Source organism: Flavobacterium macacae, from assembly GCF_003865365.1.
In the GTDB taxonomy this organism is placed as follows: Bacteria; Bacteroidota; Bacteroidia; order Flavobacteriales; family Flavobacteriaceae; genus Flavobacterium; species Flavobacterium macacae.
This window is the reverse complement of the sequence record NZ_RQVR01000008.1, coordinates 1-19,538: the sequence shown is the minus strand read 5'-3', so window position 1 is coordinate 19,538 and position 19,538 is coordinate 1. Positions and strand designations below refer to the sequence as shown.

General features: G+C 38.0%; 21 protein-coding genes. 12 read left to right on the top strand and 9 right to left on the bottom strand.

The window, feature by feature from the left end:
* The 3 genes from EG849_RS15710 to EG849_RS08115 all read right to left on the bottom strand — a co-directional run.
* Positions 1-1,797, bottom strand: a 1,797-nt coding sequence (locus EG849_RS15710; RefSeq protein WP_199732263.1) for a beta strand repeat-containing protein, incomplete at its 3' end; no start/stop codon positions are given.
* 80 nt (positions 1,798-1,877) lie between these two features.
* Positions 1,878-2,393: a phage tail protein gene (locus EG849_RS08120; protein ID WP_233581763.1), complete on the bottom strand. Its 516-nt coding sequence runs from the start codon at positions 2,391-2,393 to the stop codon at positions 1,878-1,880.
* A gap of 210 nt (positions 2,394-2,603) precedes the next feature.
* The gene (locus EG849_RS08115) at positions 2,604-3,143 is read right to left on the bottom strand and encodes a phage tail protein (RefSeq protein WP_125012584.1); all 540 of its coding nucleotides are present in this window, start codon (positions 3,141-3,143) and stop codon (positions 2,604-2,606) included.
* A 437-nt stretch (positions 3,144-3,580) separates the two neighbouring features.
* On the opposite strand from EG849_RS08115, the gene hisG reads away from it, so the two are divergent.
* From hisG to hisIE, 8 genes are read left to right on the top strand one after another with little or no spacing between them, the layout of a single operon-like run.
* Positions 3,581-4,438, top strand: a complete 858-nt coding sequence (hisG, locus tag EG849_RS08110) for an ATP phosphoribosyltransferase (protein WP_125012583.1) — start codon at positions 3,581-3,583, stop codon at positions 4,436-4,438.
* Positions 4,439-4,453: 15 nt separating this feature from the next.
* Positions 4,454-5,749 (top strand): histidinol dehydrogenase, encoded by a 1,296-nt coding sequence (gene hisD, locus EG849_RS08105; RefSeq protein ID WP_125012582.1) that lies wholly within the window; start codon positions 4,454-4,456, stop codon positions 5,747-5,749.
* Positions 5,746-6,789 (top strand): histidinol-phosphate transaminase, encoded by a 1,044-nt coding sequence (gene hisC, locus EG849_RS08100; protein WP_125012581.1) that lies wholly within the window; start codon positions 5,746-5,748, stop codon positions 6,787-6,789. Before hisD ends, hisC begins: the two co-directional genes overlap by 4 nt.
* The gene (gene hisB / locus EG849_RS08095; protein ID WP_125012580.1) at positions 6,786-7,928 is read left to right on the top strand and encodes a bifunctional histidinol-phosphatase/imidazoleglycerol-phosphate dehydratase HisB; all 1,143 of its coding nucleotides are present in this window, start codon (positions 6,786-6,788) and stop codon (positions 7,926-7,928) included. Before hisC ends, hisB begins: the two co-directional genes overlap by 4 nt.
* The gene (gene hisH / locus EG849_RS08090; RefSeq protein ID WP_125012579.1) at positions 7,925-8,512 is read left to right on the top strand and encodes an imidazole glycerol phosphate synthase subunit HisH; all 588 of its coding nucleotides are present in this window, start codon (positions 7,925-7,927) and stop codon (positions 8,510-8,512) included. The genes hisB and hisH overlap by 4 nt, the downstream gene beginning before the upstream one ends.
* Positions 8,509-9,234, top strand: coding sequence for a 1-(5-phosphoribosyl)-5-[(5-phosphoribosylamino)methylideneamino]imidazole-4-carboxamide isomerase (hisA, locus tag EG849_RS08085; protein WP_125012578.1), 726 nt, complete (start codon positions 8,509-8,511; stop codon positions 9,232-9,234). Before hisH ends, hisA begins: the two co-directional genes overlap by 4 nt.
* Entirely contained in the window at positions 9,231-9,986 is a 756-nt protein-coding gene (gene hisF, locus EG849_RS08080) for an imidazole glycerol phosphate synthase subunit HisF (protein WP_125012577.1), read from the top strand. Before hisA ends, hisF begins: the two co-directional genes overlap by 4 nt.
* On the top strand, positions 9,983-10,585 hold the full coding sequence (hisIE, locus tag EG849_RS08075) for a bifunctional phosphoribosyl-AMP cyclohydrolase/phosphoribosyl-ATP diphosphatase HisIE (protein ID WP_125012576.1): 603 nt from the start codon (positions 9,983-9,985) through the stop codon (positions 10,583-10,585). The genes hisF and hisIE overlap by 4 nt, the downstream gene beginning before the upstream one ends.
* Before the next feature lie 240 nt (positions 10,586-10,825).
* On the opposite strand, the gene cobC is transcribed toward hisIE, so the two are convergent.
* The 4 genes from cobC to EG849_RS08055 all read right to left on the bottom strand — a co-directional run bounded on the left by cobC (position 10,826) and on the right by EG849_RS08055 (position 14,639).
* Positions 10,826-11,332 (bottom strand): alpha-ribazole phosphatase family protein, encoded by a 507-nt coding sequence (gene cobC / locus EG849_RS08070; RefSeq protein ID WP_158611929.1) that lies wholly within the window; start codon positions 11,330-11,332, stop codon positions 10,826-10,828.
* Positions 11,333-11,355: 23 nt separating this feature from the next.
* Positions 11,356-12,126 (bottom strand): adenosylcobinamide-GDP ribazoletransferase, encoded by a 771-nt coding sequence (locus EG849_RS08065; RefSeq protein ID WP_125012574.1) that lies wholly within the window; start codon positions 12,124-12,126, stop codon positions 11,356-11,358.
* Entirely contained in the window at positions 12,123-13,133 is a 1,011-nt protein-coding gene (gene cobT, locus EG849_RS08060) for a nicotinate-nucleotide--dimethylbenzimidazole phosphoribosyltransferase (protein ID WP_125012573.1), read from the bottom strand. The genes EG849_RS08065 and cobT overlap by 4 nt, the downstream gene beginning before the upstream one ends.
* Positions 13,134-13,283: 150 nt before the next feature.
* Entirely contained in the window at positions 13,284-14,639 is a 1,356-nt protein-coding gene (locus tag EG849_RS08055) for an amidohydrolase (RefSeq protein WP_125012572.1), read from the bottom strand.
* Positions 14,640-14,896: 257 nt separating this feature from the next.
* Between EG849_RS08055 and EG849_RS08050 the strand changes: the two genes are divergently transcribed.
* The 3 genes from EG849_RS08050 (at position 14,897) to EG849_RS08040 (ending at position 17,760) form a co-directional block, all read left to right on the top strand.
* Entirely contained in the window at positions 14,897-15,565 is a 669-nt protein-coding gene (locus EG849_RS08050) for an ankyrin repeat domain-containing protein (protein WP_125012571.1), read from the top strand.
* Positions 15,566-15,567: 2 nt separating this feature from the next.
* Positions 15,568-16,779, top strand: coding sequence for an amidohydrolase (locus EG849_RS08045; protein ID WP_125012570.1), 1,212 nt, complete (start codon positions 15,568-15,570; stop codon positions 16,777-16,779).
* A 123-nt stretch (positions 16,780-16,902) separates the two neighbouring features.
* Positions 16,903-17,760, top strand: a complete 858-nt coding sequence (locus EG849_RS08040) for an AraC family transcriptional regulator (protein ID WP_125012569.1) — start codon at positions 16,903-16,905, stop codon at positions 17,758-17,760.
* 45 nt (positions 17,761-17,805) lie between these two features.
* Here EG849_RS08040 and EG849_RS08035 read toward each other — a convergent pair whose 3' ends face one another.
* Positions 17,806-18,138: a hypothetical protein gene (locus tag EG849_RS08035; protein ID WP_125012568.1), complete on the bottom strand. Its 333-nt coding sequence runs from the start codon at positions 18,136-18,138 to the stop codon at positions 17,806-17,808.
* Positions 18,139-18,693: 555 nt separating this feature from the next.
* Here EG849_RS08035 and EG849_RS08030 point away from each other — a divergent pair.
* Positions 18,694-18,942 carry a TFIIB-type zinc ribbon-containing protein gene (locus tag EG849_RS08030; protein WP_125012567.1) on the top strand — a complete coding sequence of 83 codons (249 nt, stop codon included), beginning with the start codon at positions 18,694-18,696 and terminating at the stop codon, positions 18,940-18,942.
* A gap of 323 nt (positions 18,943-19,265) precedes the next feature.
* On the opposite strand, the gene EG849_RS08025 is transcribed toward EG849_RS08030, so the two are convergent.
* Positions 19,266-19,487 carry a hypothetical protein gene (locus EG849_RS08025; RefSeq protein ID WP_233581762.1) on the bottom strand — a complete coding sequence of 74 codons (222 nt, stop codon included), beginning with the start codon at positions 19,485-19,487 and terminating at the stop codon, positions 19,266-19,268.
* Between the last annotated feature and the right edge of the window lie 51 nt (positions 19,488-19,538).

Here is a 19,538-nt window from a genome sequence, read left to right as displayed (position 1 = left end):
AGATACGTTGGTCTGCGCTGTTGTTGCCGTTAGTGCCGCAGGCTGTGTTATCGTAAAGTTTCTTATTGTTGTACAGGAATTAGCATCCGTGATTGTTACCATGTAAGTTCCTGCTGAAAGTCCTGAGGCTGTCGCCGCCGTTCCTCCTGAAGGTGACCACAAGTAAGTGTAAGGTCCCGTACCTCCTGAAGCTGCCACTGAAGCCGTTCCGTTCGAACCGCCGTTGCAAGATACATTGATCTGCGATGCTGTAGCTGTGATTGCATTTACAGGCTGTGTGACTGTAATTCCAGCTACAGTTGCCGTGCATCCGTTTGCGTCCGTTATGGTTACCGAGTAGGTTCCTGCAGCAAGCGCTGTTCTGTCTTCGCTAGTTATTCCGCCTCCCCAGTTGAAAGTGTAGGGTCCGGTTCCGCCTGACGGCGTAAGGTTTATTGCACCGTTTGTTCCAGAGCTGCAGGCTACATTTGTTACTGCGGTAGTTCCCGATACAGCGGAAGCGGGCTGTGTGACTGTAAAGTTTCTTGTTGTTGTGCAACCGATATTATCTGTGATAGTAACTGTGTAGGTTCCGGCGGTAAGTCCAGTTGCTGATGCACCTGTTCCTCCTGAAGGCGACCAAGAGTAAGTGTAAGGGGCAATTCCGCCGCTTGCTGTTACTGTTGCAGATCCATTAGATCCTCCGAAGCAAGATACATTTGTTTGTGATCCAGCTGTTACAGTTGGGTTTGAAACCGTTAATGTTGCTGCATTAGAATTTGCAGAACCGCCAGTGCCAGTAGCTACCAGCCGATAAGTATAACCATTCATTCCGGCTGTTGCTCCTGTGATCGTTAAAGTTGCAGTAGCTGCTCCAGAATAAACTCCACCATTGGAGAGGTTTGCAAATCCTGATCCGCTGTTTTCTTGCCATTGATGGCTTGTTGCGTTTGAGGCAGCTGCAGCGAAAGTGGTATTGTTACCAAGACAAATTGTTCTGTTAGGAGGATTTGCTGTAAAAACCGGTAAAGCTCCTGCAGTAAATATTGGTACTGGGAATGGAGGTATAACTCCAGATGAATTCGTTACCAGCGTCCAGTTGGCAGGGTTTGCAATTGCGGCCTTGTACGCTCCATAAGCAGCAAGTCCTGAAGTAGGTCCGTTGTATTGTGCACCTGCAACATTTGGTCCTAGAAATACGCTGCTGTTTCCTGTGACTGTGCTTGGAAGGTAAGATGTTGCTCCGCTAATGGCTCCAGATGTCACCCAGTTAGTGGCAGCTACATTCCACCCCGAGAAGCCAATGGCAAAAATTATAGTACCATTGAAATTAGAGTTAACGTTGTTAACGGGTGCAGTCGCTCCGATTCCTTGATACGCAAAAATCTGATCGCCACTATTGTTGGTTAGCAACATTGCAGCAGCATTACCATTTGCTCCCAATGAAGATACTATTTCGCCAAGATTTGTGGTTGCGGGGTTTGAGAGGGTAATGGTAATTACCTTTCCTGCATCAATAGCTGCTCCAGTATTGTTTCTCCAAGTTACAGTCTGCTCTTGATCTCTGAAATTTGACGGAGCTGTTGGGAGCCCGCCATTGTGAAAGCCGTTATCCGTAAACTTAATTTCGGTATTTGGCAGTAAATTTACCCATGTTACAAACGTAAAGGCGTCTGTCGTGTTTGAGTTTATACTTACGATAGAAAGGTCGCCTACAGCCAAAGTGGTCTGGGCGACAGCTTTACCCGTAAATAGAGAAAGCAGGGTCAGGAAGGTCAAGAAAATAAATTCTTTATACCTAAAGTAATTTTTTCGCATTTTGTATAATTTAAGTGTAAATTTTTAAGGAGCTTTTCAAGAAGATTTTTCAGGGAAAAATAGGCTTAAAAAAAAATATCTTATGGGCGAGGTGGGTACATCCCTTGCAAACAAATTATATAATTCATGGCCAATACCAGCTGGATGATTGGGAATGGCTGACTTCCACCCGCTGCTGCTGTGCCTAAACCACCTGTTACTGCAGCAGCTGCAAAACCATTTGTGGAGTTGCTGTAAATTGACTTTTCCGGAGTACCTAAGTAAGCACCATCAGGGCTTTCAGCGTCAGCATTACTGTCATTGGTTGGAATCTTAACGCTTCCTGTAATTGCATGATTGTGCGATGGCATATTATTTAATGTCATTGTAACCTGCTCGGCTCCGCTGATTTGACCTTGGATATAATTTGAAAGTCCAGGGCCTTGTCCAGCACCTATTGGTATTCTAGATCTAAAGTCTGGGAGTGCAAAATTTGCAGTTCCATTACCACCATAAGTGGTACCAAGTATTGTGAACAGTGCTGTATTTTGCGAAATTGATAGAAGTTGGCCATTGCAGAAAGCCCACCCTTGGGGTGCAAAGTTGCCAGCGAACAATTTTAGGATTCCGATATATTCTTCCATGATAGGTAAGTTTTTTTAGGCAAGGCTACCGAAAATATTTAGCATATAAAAGCGTAGTGTTACCTATTTTGACTGTAAGTTGTTGTTTTTTAATTGTTTGTGCTTATTTGTGAATATAGGGTGCTGCTTTTTAATTGAGGCACTACCTTGCTTTTAAGATTTAAAATTTTTTATTCTTTTCTACTAAGGACGAGAAGGGTAAACACCATTAACGCAGATTATGTAATTAAGCGCCAGATACGGCTGCATCACTGATACTGGCACATTATTGCCGACAACACCAGTTGCCAGCTGTGTCACCGCATCAGCAGCAAATCCATTTGTTGTGCTGCTGTAAATTGACTGTTCAGGCGTCCCTAAATAAGCGCCGTCAGGGCTTTCAGCGTCCGCGTTGCTGTCATTGGTTGGGATCTTTACGCTTCCTGTAACAGGGTGATTGTGTGCAGGCAGGTTATTTGCCAGCAAAGTTATTTGTTCTGTACCTGACTTTTGACCTTGTACAAAATTTGAAAGACCTGGGCCTTGTCCTGTTCCTACCGGAATTCTTGAGCGAAGGTCTGGCAGTGCGAATGTGCTGACACCATCACCTCCATAAGTTGTTCCCAGTAAAGAAAAGACTGCAGCATATTGTTGTATTGGCAGCAACTGCCCATTGCATGCCAAGTAGTTTTGAGGCACAAAAGTGCCGGCAAATAATTTGATAATTCCTAGATATTCGTCCATAAATTTAAATTTTAGGTTCAATTGATCAAAATTAATTCTTAAAAATTTCTTAAAAGCAGGTGAAATTACCTGTTTTTGTCCGAATGCCGCTAACAACCCAGAAATAAAGAAAGAAGTGAAAAACAGCTCACTGCAAGCTTCTTGCGAGTCGTTTTAAAACGAGCTGTGTTTTGCTGTTCGAAAAAAAAGCGTGGCATTATTGCCTCAAAAGTTAATATAAATAAAAAATCAGTTATTTAATTTAATTTTAAACTACATTTGCATCAAATAAAAAACCATGTTTACAAATCAATTGCATCATCATATCCATTTCTCCGCTCAAGCGAAGTGTTAATGGTATGTAAGTAATTCATCATATTCTAAAAACCCGTTTGAGTACATCAAACGGGTTTTTTATTTGTAAAAAATTTGGTGTGCTCATTCACAATCTAAAAAAAATGAGCACCTTAAAATTAGCAATCCAAAAATCAGGACGACTCAACGAAGACAGCCTGAAAATCCTGAAAGACTGCGGTATTTCAATCGAAAACGGAAACGACCAGCTGAAAGCCCAAGCGTCTAATTTTCCCCTTGAAGTGTTATTTCTTCGCAATGCTGACATTCCGCAATATCTTGTTGACGGCGTTGTGGACATTGCCATTGTCGGCGACAACCTTTTGGTTGAAAAAGGGAACGACATCAAAATCATTGAAAAACTGGGCTTTTCAAAGTGCAAGGTTTCGGTTGCGGTTCCAAAAACATTTGCTTTTTCTTCTTTGGAAGATTTAAACGGACTGCGCATCGCCACTTCGTATCCAAAAACAGTTCTTGATTTTTTTGCTTCTAAAAATATCAACGTCGAACTGCACCAAATATCAGGTTCTGTAGAAATTGCTCCAAATATCGGTCTCTCAGACGCCATCGTTGACATCGTTTCCAGTGGAAGCACTTTGTTCAAAAACAACCTGAAAGAAGTAGCTGTGATCTTGAAAAGCGAGGCGGTATTAGCGGTCTCCGACCAAATTTCTTCAGAAAACCAACTGCTTTTAAACAAGCTCCAATTCAGGATCCAATCGGTCCTAAAAGCCAGAAATTCAAAATACATCTTGATGAATGTTCCCAATGAAAAGATTGAAAGCATCAGCCAGATTCTTCCAGTCTTAAAAAGCCCAACGGTCATGCCATTGGCTGAAAAAGGATGGAGCAGTCTGCATTCGGTAATCAACGAAGATCAATTTTGGGACGTAATTGACCAGCTGAAAGAAGCGGGCGCCGAAGGAATTTTGGTCTGTCCCATTGAAAAAATGGTTTTATAATTTTAAATAAACACAATGAAAAATATCAAAAATCTAGGCAGAAATAGTTGGGCTGAAGTATTAAAAAGGCCTACGAATACGTATGAAGATATCGAGCAGACGGTCGCTTCTATTTTTAAGGAAATACAAATAAAAGGCGACGTTGCCGTTTCAAAATACGGTTCCTTATTTGACGGCGTGAACTTAAATTCTTTTGAAGTTACACCCGAAGAAATAGCCGAAGCAATTGCCCAAGTTCCCAATGAATTGAAGGAAGCGATCAGTTTGGCCAAATCAAACATTGAGCGTTTTCACGAAGCGCAAAAAACAGGAAAAATAGAAGTCGAAACCACAAAAGGTGTTTTCTGCTGGAAAGAAAAACGTGCCATTCAAAAAATCGGATTGTACATTCCGGGCGGTTCGGCGCCACTTTTTTCTACGGTTTTGATGCTTGCCGTTCCGGCTAAAATTGCAGGCAGCAGCCAAATCACTTTGTGTTCGCCACCAAATAAATCGGGAAAAATCAATCCAGCCATAGTGTATGCGGCATCTTTGTGCGGCGTCACAAAAATCTTGAAAATAGGAGGGATTCAGGCGATTGCTGCCATGACTTTTGGAACGGAGACTGTTGACAAAGTGTATAAAATATTTGGTCCTGGAAACCAATTTGTGACTGTGGCCAAACAGTTTGCTACAAAATTTGGAGTCGCTATAGACATGCCCGCCGGACCTTCTGAGCTTTTGGTTTTTGCTGACGATACGGCCAATGCAAGTTTTGTGGCGTCTGATTTACTGAGCCAAGCCGAACACGGAAGCGACAGCCAGGTGATTTTGGTTTCGACTTCAGAAAAGATGATCGACGCTGTTTCAAAAGAAATTGACACTCAAATCAAGCTTTTGCCACGTTATGAAACAGCACAAAAAGCAATTGCCAATTCCAGATTGATCTTGGTCGAAACCGATGAAATAGCATTGGACTTGATCAACGATTATGCACCAGAACATTTTATTATTTGTGCCGAAAACGAAAACTTTTTTATTGACGGGATCGAAAATGCGGGTTCTGTTTTCATCGGAAATTATACGCCAGAAAGTGCCGGCGATTACGCTTCGGGAACCAATCATACCTTGCCAACAAATGGTTTTGCAAAAAATTATGAAGGCGTAAATCTCGATAGTTTTTTGAAATCGATGACTTTTCAAAAAATTACTCCCAAAGGAATACAAAATATCGGGAAGGCGATTGAAATTATGGCCGAAGCCGAAGGTTTGCAGGCGCACAAAAACGCAGTCACATTGCGATTAAAGGAACTCCAAAAAAGAACCAAATGAGAACTTTTGACATTAATAAATTAGTACGGAAAAAGGTGTTGGCGATGCAGTCTTATTCTTCCGCACGCGATGAATTTAAGGATTTCTACAAAGACCTAATTTTCTTGGATGCGAATGAAAATCCGTTTGAAAATGGGCTGAACCGTTATCCAGATCCGAAACAGAAAAGCCTAAAAAAGAAACTATCAGAGTTAAAAAATATTCGCGAGAACCAAATAATTCTTGGCAACGGAAGCGATGAATTGTTGGATTTGCTTTTCAGGGCTTTCTGTGAACCCAACCGAGATTCCGTGATCACGTTGCCTCCCACGTATGGAATGTACAGCGTTTTGGCCAATTTAAATGCTGTTGAAAATAAGGAAATTGTATTGCAAAATGATTTTGAGCCTAATGTAGACTTGATTTTAAAAGCTACTGATGAAACGACAAAAATCTTGTTTCTGTGTTCGCCAAACAATCCCACGGGAAATTCTTTTTCCGAGGATAACATGGAAAGACTTTTGGCTGATTTCTCAGGATTAATAGTCATTGACGAAGCTTATATTGATTTTTCAAGCAAAGAAAGCTGGCTTCAGAAAACAGAACAGTTCCCTAATTTAATCATTCTCCAAACGTTATCAAAAGCGTATGGTTTGGCAGGAATTCGACTGGGAATTTTATATGCAAATGCACAAATAATAGCTGTCTTAGACAAAATTAAACCGCCTTACAATGTCAATAAACTCACACAGGAAAAAGCCTTGGAGCGAATTGAAAATTACGATGTTGTTTTAGAAGAAATTAAAATGATTTTAACCGAAAGAGAAAAATTGATTGCTGATTTGAATACCATAGCATTCATTGAAAAAATTTACAATTCAGATGCAAATTTTATTTTGGTCAAGGTAGATGATGCTAAAAAACGGTATGACCAATTACTCGAAAAAGGCATTGTAATTCGAAATCGATCCAACCAAGAGCTTTGCGGAAACTGCCTGAGAATCACAATCGGAACTGAAAAAGAGAACAGAAAATTATTGGAAATACTGAAATCATTATGAAAAATCAAAAAATATTGTTCATCGATCGCGACGGAACTTTAGTCAAAGAACCTTCTGATTATCAATTGGATGACTTATCAAAATTGGAGTTTTATCCTGAAGTTTTTTATTATTTGTCAAAAATAAGCAATGAGCTTGATTTTGAATTGGTTATGGTTACCAATCAAGACGGGTTGGGAACTGATAGTTTTCCGGAAGCTACTTTTTGGCCTTGCCAGAACTTCATCCTAAAGGCTTTTGAAAACGAAAAAGTTGTATTTCAAGATATTCTGGTAGACCGAAGTTTTCCGCATGAAAATCTAGATACGAGAAAACCAGGATTAGGAATGCTTAGAAAATATATTGACAATCCTATTTATGACTTAGAAAATTCTTTTGTGATTGGCGATCGATTTACGGATGTTGCTTTGGCTAAAAACCTGAAATCAAAAGCAATTTTCTTGAATCTTGATGAAAACCTCGGAAGAACGGAAACACTTTTTGCATCATCAGAATTGGAAGAAATTATAGCCTTGAAAACTTTAAAATGGAAAGAAATCTATGAATTTTTAAAGCTTCAGGAACGTGTTGCTTCTATTGAGAGAAAGACAAATGAAACCGACATTTCGATAAAAATAAACTTAGACGGAACTGGAAAAAGCAATATTTCTACCGGAATTTCTTTCTTTGACCACATGCTCGACCAACTTGCAAGACACGGCCAAATGGACTTGGATATCAACGTCAAAGGTGATTTGGAAGTCGATGAACACCACACGATTGAAGACACGGCAATTGCTTTGGGCGAAGTTTTTGCCAAAGCGTTGAGTGACAAATTAGGCATTGAACGTTATGGTTTTTGCCTTCCGATGGATGATTGCCTGGCACAAGTTGCGCTGGATTTTGGAGGAAGAAATTGGCTGGTTTGGGAAGCTGATTTCAAACGGGAAATGATTGGAAAAATGCCGACAGAAATGTTTTACCACTTTTTCAAATCGTTTAGCGACGGAGCCAAAGCCAACCTGAATATCAAAGCGGAAGGAGCCAACGAGCACCACAAAATTGAATCCATTTTTAAGGCCTTCGCCAAAGCAATCAAAATGGCGGTAAAACGCGATACCGAAAAAATGATTTTGCCATCCACAAAAGGAATGTTATGAAAATTGCAATTATAGATTATGGCGCCGGAAATGTAAAAAGTGTGCAATTTGCGTTGAATCGGCTTGGTTTTGAAGGAATTCTGAGCGCTGATCCAGCATTTATTTTAAATGCTGACAAAGTCATTTTCCCTGGTGTTGGTGCGGCAAATGCGGCGATGAAAAAATTACGCGAAAGCGGCTTAGACCAAATTATTCCGATTTTGAAACAGCCCGTTTTGGGAATCTGCCTTGGCATGCAACTGCTTTGCAATTATTCTGAAGAAGGAAACACGGATGGTTTGGGAATTTTTGATGTCGCTGTCAAGAAATTTCCAGCGGATAATAAAATTCCGCAGATGGGCTGGAATACGATTCACAACCTAAAATCACCTTTGTTTGACGGAATTTCTGAAAACGAGTATGTGTATCTGGTGCATAGTTTTTATGCGGAAAAAATAGAGAATACGATTGCCACCACCAAGTATGGATTGGACTATGCTTCGGCTTTGCAGAAAGACAACTTTTTTGGAGTTCAATTTCATCCGGAGAAAAGCGGTAAAACAGGAGAAAAAATCCTTGGTAACTTTTTAAAAATAGAATTATGAGAATTATTCCAGCGATCGATATCATTGACGGAAAATGCGTGCGACTGACCAAAGGCGATTATGCCACTAAAAAAATTTACAATAAAAATCCTTTGGAAATCGCTAAAGAATTTGAGGCAAACGGCATCCAATATTTGCACTTGGTGGATTTGGACGGAGCAAAATCGGGTAAAATCGTGAACTATAAAATCTTGGAACAGATTTCAGAAAACACGAATCTTAAAATTGATTTTGGCGGTGGCTTAAAAACCAATACAGATTTGGAAATTGCTTTCAATTCAGGTGCCAATCAAATTACGGGTGGCAGCGTTGCAGTTAAAAATCCGGAATTATTTCAAGAATGGATTTCAAGATATGGTTCAAAAATTATTTTGGGCGCGGATGTTCATGACGAAAAAATTGCGGTTTCGGGTTGGCAGGAAACTTCTGATTTGGAAGTGCTTCCTTTTATTGAAAAGTATCAAAAATTTGGAATCAAGAATATAATCTGTACCGATATTTCAAAAGACGGCATGCTCGAAGGTCCTTCTTTTTCACTTTATAAAAAGATTTTGGAAGCTTTTCCTGCTGTAAATCTGATTGCTTCCGGTGGCGTTTCTTGCTTTGAAGAATTGCCAAAATTACAGCTTTTGGGTTGCGAAGGCGTAATCATCGGGAAAGCGATTTATGAAGAAAAAATAAGCCTGGAGCAATTGCAAAACTTTATAACCAACGCAATATGATTACGAAAAGAATTATTCCATGTCTTGATATCAAGGACGGAAGAACCGTGAAAGGCGTCAATTTTTTAGATTTAAGAGATGCAGGCAATCCAGTGGAATTAGCGTATGCGTATTCTGAAAATGGCGCTGACGAGTTGGTTTTTCTTGATATTTCAGCTACGGAAGAAAAACGAAAAACATTGGCGGACTTGGTAAAAGAAGTGGCAAGGGAAATCAATATTCCGTTTACTGTCGGCGGGGGCATTTCTTCGATTCAAGACGTTGAACTGCTTTTGAAAAATGGCGCAGATAAAGTTTCCATAAATTCATCGGCGGTTAAAAATCCGCAGTTGATTTCTGATTTGGCTAAAACTTTTGGAAGCCAATGCGTGGTTGTGGCAATTGATGCGAAAGAAATCAACGGACTGTGGAAAGTGCATTTGGTGGGCGGAAAATTGCCAACGGAATTGGATTTATTTGATTGGGCAAACGAAGCCTGCAATCTTGGCGCCGGTGAAATTTTGTTTACCTCGATGGATAACGACGGCACGAAAAATGGTTTTGCCAATGACGCGCTTCGCCAGCTTTCTGAAACGGTAAATGTGCCGATAATAGCTTCGGGCGGTGCGGGAAAAATCAGCGATTTTAGAGACGCTTTTACAATTGGAAAGGCAGATGCGGCGTTGGCGGCGAGTGTTTTCCACTTTGGAGAAATAAAAATTAGGGATTTAAAAAAAGAATTGGCTCAAAATAATATAGCAATACGATTATGAAAATAGATTTTACAAAAAATAAAGACGGTCTGGTTCCGGCGGTTATTCAAGATTTTGAAACCAAAAATGTGCTGATGCTTGGCTATTTGAATGAAGAGGCTTATACCAAAACAGTAGAACTAAATAAGGTCACTTTTTTCAGCAGAAGCAAAAACAGGCTTTGGACAAAAGGGGAAGAAAGCGGCAATTTCCTAGAAGTTGTGGACATCAAAATTGATTGTGACCATGATTCACTGTTGATAAAAGTAAAGCCTTATGGAAACGTGTGCCATACGGGAAGCGATACCTGCTGGAACGAAAAAAATGAAGCCTCATATGGCTTTTTATCTGAATTGGAGCAAACAATCGAAAACCGAAAAAATAATCCTACAGAGAAAAGTTATGTGGCTTCGCTCTTTGAAAAAGGCATCAATAAAATAGCGCAAAAAGTAGGAGAGGAAGCTGTGGAAGTCGTGATTGAAGCAAAAGATAATGATACCCATTTATTTTTGAGCGAAAGTGCCGACCTGCTTTTTCACTATTTGATATTGTTGCAGGCAAAGGGATTCAAGTTGAGCGATGTCATACAAATTCTCAAATCCCGCAGTAAATCGCAATAAAGAAGATGAAGATCTCTTATCTATTTTACTATATTGAATAGGTTTGAAGAACTAAGAAATTCTCCGCTTTTTTCTTTTTAGTCTACAGTTTTTAGGCAATTAGGAAAAGTGGATATTTTTTGATTCTGTATAATTTGATTTATTCATTCTTGTTTAGAAAACAAAAATTGTCCGTCAAATAGCAGAATATAGTAATAAGGTTCATTTATTTCTTTTCCTATCAAAGAGGTTTCGCTAAGTCTAATTTTCATAATTAAACTCGTTTTTAGACCATTTTACTTTTAATAATTCTCCAAAACCAACTTTTATGGAAAACATTTCTGTTAAAGGAGTTTTGTTGATGTGGCTGATAATAATCCGGATAACCCCAGCATGCGTCACAAGCAGTACTTTTCCATTAGGATGTTTCTCGAAAATTTCTTCTAAAAAAGAGACTACTCTCTGTTCCATGGCTTGTAAACTTTCTCCTTCTGGAGGTGCTCCATTAATATAATCCTCACTCCAGGATTGAAGCGTATTTCTGTCGATCGCATCCCATTCTTGCAATTCCCATTTACCAAAATTGAGCTCTTTCAGGCGCGGTTCTACTTGGTAATCAAAGGTTAAAAAATCGGATAACTTTGTGCATCTTGAAAGTGGGCTTGAAATCACCTCATCATAGTGATCGTCTGTTTTAATGGTTTCAAATGACAGTAAAAAATCATCGTTTAAAGCCACATCTGATTGTCCATAACAAATACCGTCCATATTTTTAACAGCCGTATGTCGTATTAAATGAATTTCCATAAAATCAACATGGCTAAATAAATGATTACTTCTGTAATTTGCTGGGTTGCGCCAAGACAGTCGCCCGTATATCCATCAATCCATTTTGTAAAATACCTGGCGAGGTACATTTTCATTAAATAAACTGGAATAAATACAACAAATATCCAAACGTTTTGAAATAATAAAAAAGCAGGCAACGTAAACAATAAACTGATAAATAGGTTTTTAACGCTAAGTTTTTTGGCCAATGGTTTTACTTTGCTTGTGGCGTCTTCTCGGGAATATTCGTGCGTAAAAATTAAAGTCTCTGTGGTAAATCTACTCAAGACGTGTGCTAAAAATATCGTTTTCAAACCAAAAATAAAATCGTGCTGCAACAACTCTACTGTGGCACTGATTTTTAATAAAAACAACAGTATCAGTCCAACGACGGCATACGTTCCTACACGGCTGTCTTTCATGATGTCTAAGATTCTTGTTTTTGTCCAGCCGCCCCCAAAACCATCACACGAATCGGCAAAACCGTCTTCGTGAAAAGAGCCCGTCATTAAGACACTAACCGCCAACGATAAGATAACACAGACAGAAAGGGGTAAAATAAAATGCAGCAGATAAACTGTCAATACGGCTCCTGAAGCTACAATCCATCCAATTAAAGGGAAATAACGGGTTGCCTTGTTGAGCAGTTCTTCGTCAAAATCATCAAATTTGGGACACGGAATCCGGGTGTAAAACATCAATGCCGTAAAAAATATTTTAATTTCTTGCTTCATGATTCTTTGTTGGAAACATTGGCTTGTTCAAAGCTTGCCATTTCATTTAAAAAATTAACCGCACTTTTTATTATTGGGTAGGCAACAGCACAACCCGTTCCTTCGCCAACTCTCATGTTCATATTTAGCAATGCTCTTTGGCCTAACTGCTGCAATAGAAGTTGGTGCGCCTGTTCATCAGAAATATGGCAAAAAATACAATTCTCTAAAATAGAAGCTTCCTTTTTTGCCAAGACTGCAATGGCCGCACTGGCGATGAAGCCGTCAATCAAAATAATCATATTATTTTTAAAGGCGGCTTCCATGGCGCCAATCATTTGCGCGATTTCTAAACCGCCAAAAATTCTGGCCATTTCTAAAGCATCATCATTCGCCGAATATTTTTCCGAAACCTGCTTTAAGACTTTTATTTTCTGCTGTAATTGTTCTTCGTTGACGCCAGTTCCTCTGCCGGCGCATTGTTCAATCGGAATACTATACAATTTTGATAAGAGCAAAGAAGCCGCAGACGTATTCCCAATTCCCATTTCGCCAAAACCAATAATATTGCAATTTTCTGCAAAAAGTTCGTTGACAATCTGTTTGCCGCTCTGTAACGAAAATTCAAATTCTTTAGAAGTCATGGCCGGTTCCTGAAGCATGTTCCTAGATCCGTTTCTTGGTTTCCGAATATATAATTTTGGATGGGTTTCAAAATCAAAATTTACGCCAGCATCCACAATTTTTAATTCTATGCCGTGCTGTCTGCAAAAGACATTGATGGCTGCGCCGTTATTCAGAAAATTGAGTACCATTTGGTGCGTCACCTCCTGCGGATAGGCGCTTATACCTTCTTTTGTTAATCCGTGGTCGGCCGCAAAGACCACCATGGCTGGATTTACAAGTTGCGGCGAAAGTGTATTTTGGATTTTTCCTATTTTAAATGCGATATCTTCCAAAAAGCCTAATGATCCTAATGGTTTCGTTTTCATATCGATTTTTTTCTGTAACTCTGATTTTAAATTCATTTTGATTTTATTGGAAGCTATTATTCGCATGCGCGCTATAGCAAAGAACTACATAAATTAGATTATGAACCAAATAAAATCGAAGTAACGTGTAATAAAATAAGGAAAATATGGATTAGCAAAATAAAAATGAGGTGCCTAAAATAGGAGCTAGTTCATATTAAAAACAATATTACCCTGATAAATTAATGATTTTACATCCGAAATACGTGAAACGGCTTCGGCAGAACAGCTCGCATCTAAAAATACAAAATCGGCCGTATCCCCAGCTTTTGGCCATTGTTGTACGCCTTTGTCATTTAACGGAAGGACATCGCCTGTTGCTAATTTCAAACTTCTAGACAATTCAAACTCTGTTGAAAAACCATACACTTGAGCCATTGCATTGGCCTTTTGTAGCACACTTCCGCTGCCCATTGTATTCCAATGGTCGATGATGCTGTCGTTTCCTGTCATCACCTTTACGTTGTGTTTGTAAAGTGTAGGAATTGGCATAATCAATTTTCCTACAGGAATGGTAGAAACAATACCGATACCTGCGGCTCCAAGTTGCTCCGCGATTTGTTCTTGTTTAATTTTATCCAATCTTCCTAAAACAAAACAGTGGCTTAGGTAGGTTTTATTTTTTAATACCGGATTTTCATTCACTTTCTGGATCAGATATTCTACTGTTTTCAGCCCTGATTCTCCGGATTCATGCAAGTGAAAATCGATTCCCTTGTTATGATCCAACGCCAATTGAACCGTAAAATCCATAGTTTTTTCAATAGCTCCATCAACCGTATAAGGATCCACACCACCAATAAAATCAATGTCCATTTGGGCTGCTTCTTTTAAGTAAGGAGCTGTATTTGTATAGAAAACACCGTGTTGAGGAAACGCAACTAATTCTGCACCAAAACCACTTTTTTTGTGTTCTAATGCTAGCTCTAAGTTTTTAAGCGATTGTAGTTTCGAGGTAGGTTCAATATTTACATGACTTCTGGCATAGGTAGTACCTTTTGACTGAAGCAATTCAATCAACTTTTCGGCACGCGCAGTAGATGTTTTAAGCATTTCTGGTAAAATTTCTTGCTCTAAAGCAATCATTCCTTTTACGCCGCCAGTTCTTGGTCGAACGGCTTGCCAAGGGCCACCATAAAAAGTTTTGTCTAAATGAATGTGCATGTCTTTAAACGAAGGAAGCATCAAGAATCCTTTGGCATCAATAGCAGTTGCATCATTCGGTTTATTTGGCGAAATACTTGCTATTTTTCCGCCTATAATGTTTATGCAGAATAATTCGGTTTTTGTACGAACCACTTCAGCTCCGTCGTATTCAAAGCCTGTTTCTAATAAAACGTTTTTCAGCGTGTAATTCATTTTATTCAAATTTGATATCGAATCACTTTTTGAGGATGAAAAGATGCTTTGTGCACCCATTAATCCGGGAATTATTGTCATTCCAACAAGTCCTAATCCTGATTTTGTTAAAAAATCTTTACGTGAAATTTCCGTTTTCTTCATAGCATAAAATATTTAAAACAAATTTAGTTATTACCAAATTGTATTAGCGTGAAGAATTCATTCCGTTACTTGAATAATTTATAACTAGTCGTGCTCTTTTTTCCTCGAATTAAATTAAAATAGGCAATAGGAGCGGAGGTGATCCAAACAATATTAGATAAATCTTTCAAGGATTAAGATAAAAAACACAAAGGAAAGGTTCAAAATAGGCGGAACTTTGTGGTTCTATACATCAGTAATTTTTAATTCAAAAAAAGATGAAAATACTATTGCTTTTAATCTCAATGGAAATCTTCAGTTCTTGTGGAACATCAGATCATTTTATCTCAAAAGAAACGGTTATGCAAAAAGAAAATATAATTGAACTTGTTTCAAAAAATGATATGGAAGGAGTTAAAAAAGCATTAGCGAATGGCGTTAATGTAAATACGCAAGATAAAAGCAAACGCAATCTTTTATTAGTAGCAACGGTTAACAAGCAGGTATCTATGGCAAAACTATTGGTAGAAAATGGTGCTGATGTGAATAGGCAAGCCGATAACCTAGATAGCGCATTTTTATATGCGGGCGCAAGCGGACAAACCGAATTGGTAAAGTTATATTTAGCCAATGGTGCTCGATTTGACCTATTTAATCGTTATAATGGAACTGCTTTGATTCCGGCTTGCGAACGCGGACACTTTGAAACCGTAAGAGTTCTTGCTAATACAAAAAATTATCCAATAGATCATGTCAATCGTTTAGGTTGGACGGCTTTAATGGAAGCTGTAGTGTTAGGAGATGGATCTAAAAAATATCAAGAAATCATTCAAATATTAAAAGAAGCTGGGGCAAATCTTCAGATTCCAGATAATGATGGAGTAACCGCACTTCAACATGCTAAAAAAAGAGGTTTTACCGAAATTGTAAAAATACTATCAAACTAAAAATGGAAAACAAATCCTACCGCATAAAAAATGTGTTGCTCGAAACTGGTTTTGAGTACAACGATCAAGAAATTATCAAAACCAAAACAGCACTTTTTTGCATCGAAATTGAAAATGGTCAAATAAAAAACATCTTGCCCAATGATGCGAACAGCACTGGTATAGACGCCAAAGGTTGTTTGATGTTACCCGCTTTTAAAGACATGCATGCGCATTTAGACAAAATGACGTTTGGACTGCCTTGGCAAGCAGTTTCATCTAAAAGAAAAACCGTGAAAGACATGATTGCTTATGAGCAAAAGATGATTCCGGAATGGTTAGAAACTTCGGTAGAAAGAACCGAGAAGATGATTGATTTTGTACAAGGATATGGCACTGATTATATTCGTTCGCATTTTAATGTAGATCCAACTTCAGATCTTGACTCCTTGAAAAATTTTGAGAAAGCTTTGGAAAATAAAAAAGCAACCGTTGAAGCCGAATTGGTAGCTTTTCCACAACATGGTTTGTATTATACCAACACACTGCCGATTTTAAAAGAGGTGGCTAAAATGGATTCGGTGGCTTTTATCGGTGGCGTCGATCCTTATTCTTTAGACGGAAGTATTGAGAAAGTAATGGATCAAATTACCCAACGTGCCATTGACAACAACAAAGGAATTGACCTTCACCTGCACGAAATGGGTGAAAGCGGTATGAAAACCATTCAATATTTAATTGATAAAACCGAAGAAAACCCACAGCTTCGAGGAAAATCTTTCGTCAGCCATGCCTTTGCCTTAAGCGCTTTAAACAATTCTGAAGCTGAAAAAATAGCAGAAAAACTGGTGCACGCGGGTGTAGGAATTGTTTCATCAGTTCCTTTTGGACGTATGATTATGCCCATTCCAACGCTTCGAAAATATGGCGTTGAAGTATTGATAGGAAATGATAACATTCAAGATCATTGGAGTACGTTTGGAAGTGGAAATATGCTTCAGAAAGCAAATCTTATTGCAGAATTATATGGTTATGTAACCGAATGGCAATTGTCTAGAACCTTGGCTTTCGCTACGCGTTACAAACTTCCTTTAGATGATAACGGAAACCAGCAATGGCCAAAAATTGGTGATGAGGCAAGTTTGGTACTTGTAAACGCTAGTTGTTCGGCAGAAGCAGTATCGCGTATTTCACCTGTAAAATCATTGATTCACAAGGGAACTATCGTTTATTAGCAAAGCCTTTAAAGGAAGAAACCTTTTATAAATTGATATGGATTAATGTGGAAATACTCACCTTAATCCATATTTTTTTTATACATTTCAAAATAAAGAAAGTGCCACAAGAGATTTAAAAAGATGATCTTACCTACCGATAACAAATACGTACCTATTATTGGTATTCAGGAATTCAGAAAAGGGCAAACAGCTGGCAGGAAAGAGTTGCTTTATAATGAACTTCACGGAGAAAGGCACATAAGCAAACCTCACAAGCATGATTTTTTTATCTTAGTCTTATTCGATCGCGCAAAAGGCACACATAATATTGACTTTCAAGATTACGCCATTGGCGATAAGCAAGTGCATATTTTATTTCCGGGTCAGGTTCACAAATGGAACATAGAACCCGATACAACGGGCTATCAATTGATGATTGACGAAGCTTTTTTTGATCGATTTTCATCTTATTTTAGGTTTTCGTTTACCGATTACAGCAATCATCCGGTGATTTCTCTTTCGGAAAACAACTTCAAGCTACTCAAATATGAATTTGATGCCATTAAAGACGAATTAGAAGCAGAGGATTCACTACAAGATGTGATCAGTACACGTGCGGCAGTTATTGCAGCCATTGTCAGCAAAGCAGCCGAACAAATTTTTACAGGACCTAAAATTTATCAGTCAAACCCAAGGCTTGCAAAATTCAACATGTTGATTGACCAGTTTTATAAAGAGCATAAATTAGTCGCTTTTTATGCAGGCAAACTGAACATATCGTCTAATTACCTCAACATACTTTGCAAGAAAAACTTAAATATATCAGCAACCCAGCTCATTCAACAGCGCGTACTGCTAGAGGCCAAGCGACTTCTTCAATCCACCGATTTGTCTATCAAAGAAATTGCTTTTGAACTTGGTTTTGTGGACCATGCCTATTTTTCAAATTTTTTTAAAGGCCAAACCAATCTTACGCCTACACAGTTAAGAGTAGAATAGTTTTTTATGCAATACCGTTAAATGAATTTACATTTTCCAGTTTCGTTATCTTTTTTCATTTTGAAAAAGCATAAACTCCTTCCCGATTTGAGTGATGATACCGCTGCCGATTAAGATTGGACCTTCAAAAAATTCAAAATCTAAACCCACATATAGTTTTCCTTTAAAATTGTCAGTATTGATCAGGGTTATTTCAGCACTGACCGTATCTCCTGCGAATACCAAATCCGTATCGATAAAATGCTGTACTCCCGAAAATTCTCCATCAATGTAGGTAAATTTTAGGGTCGGCCGATAGCCCGAAGAAGCAGGTGTTTTTCGTCCGCCGTTTTTTTCGGAAACATACGTCAGGAGGGCAACAAAATGAGATTGTAACATAAAGAAATCCGCTGTTTTTTAAACTTCCACAAAATAGTATTGCAATTGGTAGAGTTAAAAATAAAGAGGCAGGTTTTTAGGAATAGATACAAATTTTATAAGTGCAAAAACTGCTACAAATTCAAACTAAAACGCAATCTTTTCGAACGCGTTTCGGTGGCAGTCCATTGCCCAAAAAAGATCATATAAATTTCCTATCTCTTTGAAATTTTTTAAGTCGATTGTGTCTCTTGTTACCATTTAATTATTCGCGTGAAACAAGATATCAAAAAATTCATAAATTAAAGATTTTCAGAATTAAATTCAGGTACTATTAACCCGCTCTGCGAGTTAGCGATACCAGTGGACTGAGTTTTCTCTACCGAAGATAAATTTCTTAGTAAAAAAGAAGTTTCAAGTTGCCGAAAATCCACAATTTCTTGTAACTGATATTTGGCTAAAAACGCTATGTTAAATTACTGTCTTGCGCCTGTAATCCTAAAAAAATCATAAATCAATCGTGGTCTTTAAGTTATAATCCTTTAAGTTTTATATTTGCGATTAAACCAAAATATTATGAATTGTCCAAATTGTAAAAGTAATTTAGTGATGACCGAGCGAAACGGTGTAGAGATCGATTATTGTCCAGAGTGTCGAGGTATTTGGCTGGATCGTGGTGAATTAGATAAAATTATTGATCGTTCAAATCAGTTTTCTCAAACTGTGCCACAGAAAAGTTATACTGACAATAGATATGAAGGTCATTCTGATAATCGTTATAAGAAAAAGAAAGATTCTTTTTTAGGAGATTTATTTGATTTCTAGATTTTGTCTTAGTTTTCAGATAAAAGATTTTTATTAATTAACTAGCATTTTCGTCTCGTTTTTTAACCTAATAATTTCTTAAGATTTAATCTAATTTCTCGCAATTAGCCAAAGTTACTGAAGCAAGTGGACTGATTTACTTTTGTAAGTTAACAACGCCAATCGTGCTGAAAATTAGTAATTTTGGCTTTTGGCGGATAAATAGTGTTTTTTTATTTCGAATCAATCAAATCTTGAAGGTTTGAAGAAAAAGATAATTAGATTTTCAATTGTTCTAAAAGTTCTTTTTCTGTTTTTTAAATTTTATTCTTTTTTATGTAATCCTATTCTCCATTTATAATTTTTGTTACCTTCAACGTATTTGGGTCAAAATATATTCTAGGATTATCTGAACCACCAAAAACCATATCGTATTCTAAAGTATAAGTTGGTTTTCCGTTTATGATTTGAACAATAATTTCAGCAGATTTATCATCTTGCGTTAAGTGTTGATATTGTAAATCTCCAATAATCTCTCTAGCTTCATTCAAAGTCTGGATATGCAAATAAAACCTGCAGTATAAGTTAAGCTACATTTTTGTAATTAATTTGATTGT

What these genes read in the sequence shown, in the direction of transcription:
- EG849_RS08115 (WP_125012584.1), bottom strand. Translation starts at nt 3,143, where the DNA reads ATGGACGAATATCTAGGAATTATCAAATTATTTGCCGGCACTTTTGTG.
- hisG (WP_125012583.1), top strand. Translation starts at nt 3,581, where the DNA reads ATGAGCACCTTAAAATTAGCAATCCAAAAATCAGGACGACTCAACGAA.
- hisD (WP_125012582.1), top strand. Translation starts at nt 4,454, where the DNA reads ATGAAAAATATCAAAAATCTAGGCAGAAATAGTTGGGCTGAAGTATTA.
- hisC (WP_125012581.1), top strand. Translation starts at nt 5,746, where the DNA reads ATGAGAACTTTTGACATTAATAAATTAGTACGGAAAAAGGTGTTGGCG.
- hisB (WP_125012580.1), top strand. Translation starts at nt 6,786, where the DNA reads ATGAAAAATCAAAAAATATTGTTCATCGATCGCGACGGAACTTTAGTC.
- hisH (WP_125012579.1), top strand. Translation starts at nt 7,925, where the DNA reads ATGAAAATTGCAATTATAGATTATGGCGCCGGAAATGTAAAAAGTGTG.
- hisA (WP_125012578.1), top strand. Translation starts at nt 8,509, where the DNA reads ATGAGAATTATTCCAGCGATCGATATCATTGACGGAAAATGCGTGCGA.
- hisF (WP_125012577.1), top strand. Translation starts at nt 9,231, where the DNA reads ATGATTACGAAAAGAATTATTCCATGTCTTGATATCAAGGACGGAAGA.
- hisIE (WP_125012576.1), top strand. Translation starts at nt 9,983, where the DNA reads ATGAAAATAGATTTTACAAAAAATAAAGACGGTCTGGTTCCGGCGGTT.
- cobC (WP_158611929.1), bottom strand. Translation starts at nt 11,332, where the DNA reads ATGGACGGTATTTGTTATGGACAATCAGATGTGGCTTTAAACGATGAT.
- EG849_RS08065 (WP_125012574.1), bottom strand. Translation starts at nt 12,126, where the DNA reads ATGAAGCAAGAAATTAAAATATTTTTTACGGCATTGATGTTTTACACC.
- cobT (WP_125012573.1), bottom strand. Translation starts at nt 13,133, where the DNA reads ATGAATTTAAAATCAGAGTTACAGAAAAAAATCGATATGAAAACGAAA.
- EG849_RS08055 (WP_125012572.1), bottom strand. Translation starts at nt 14,639, where the DNA reads ATGAAGAAAACGGAAATTTCACGTAAAGATTTTTTAACAAAATCAGGA.
- EG849_RS08050 (WP_125012571.1), top strand. Translation starts at nt 14,897, where the DNA reads ATGAAAATACTATTGCTTTTAATCTCAATGGAAATCTTCAGTTCTTGT.
- EG849_RS08045 (WP_125012570.1), top strand. Translation starts at nt 15,568, where the DNA reads ATGGAAAACAAATCCTACCGCATAAAAAATGTGTTGCTCGAAACTGGT.
- EG849_RS08040 (WP_125012569.1), top strand. Translation starts at nt 16,903, where the DNA reads ATGATCTTACCTACCGATAACAAATACGTACCTATTATTGGTATTCAG.
- EG849_RS08035 (WP_125012568.1), bottom strand. Translation starts at nt 18,138, where the DNA reads ATGTTACAATCTCATTTTGTTGCCCTCCTGACGTATGTTTCCGAAAAA.
- EG849_RS08030 (WP_125012567.1), top strand. Translation starts at nt 18,694, where the DNA reads ATGAATTGTCCAAATTGTAAAAGTAATTTAGTGATGACCGAGCGAAAC.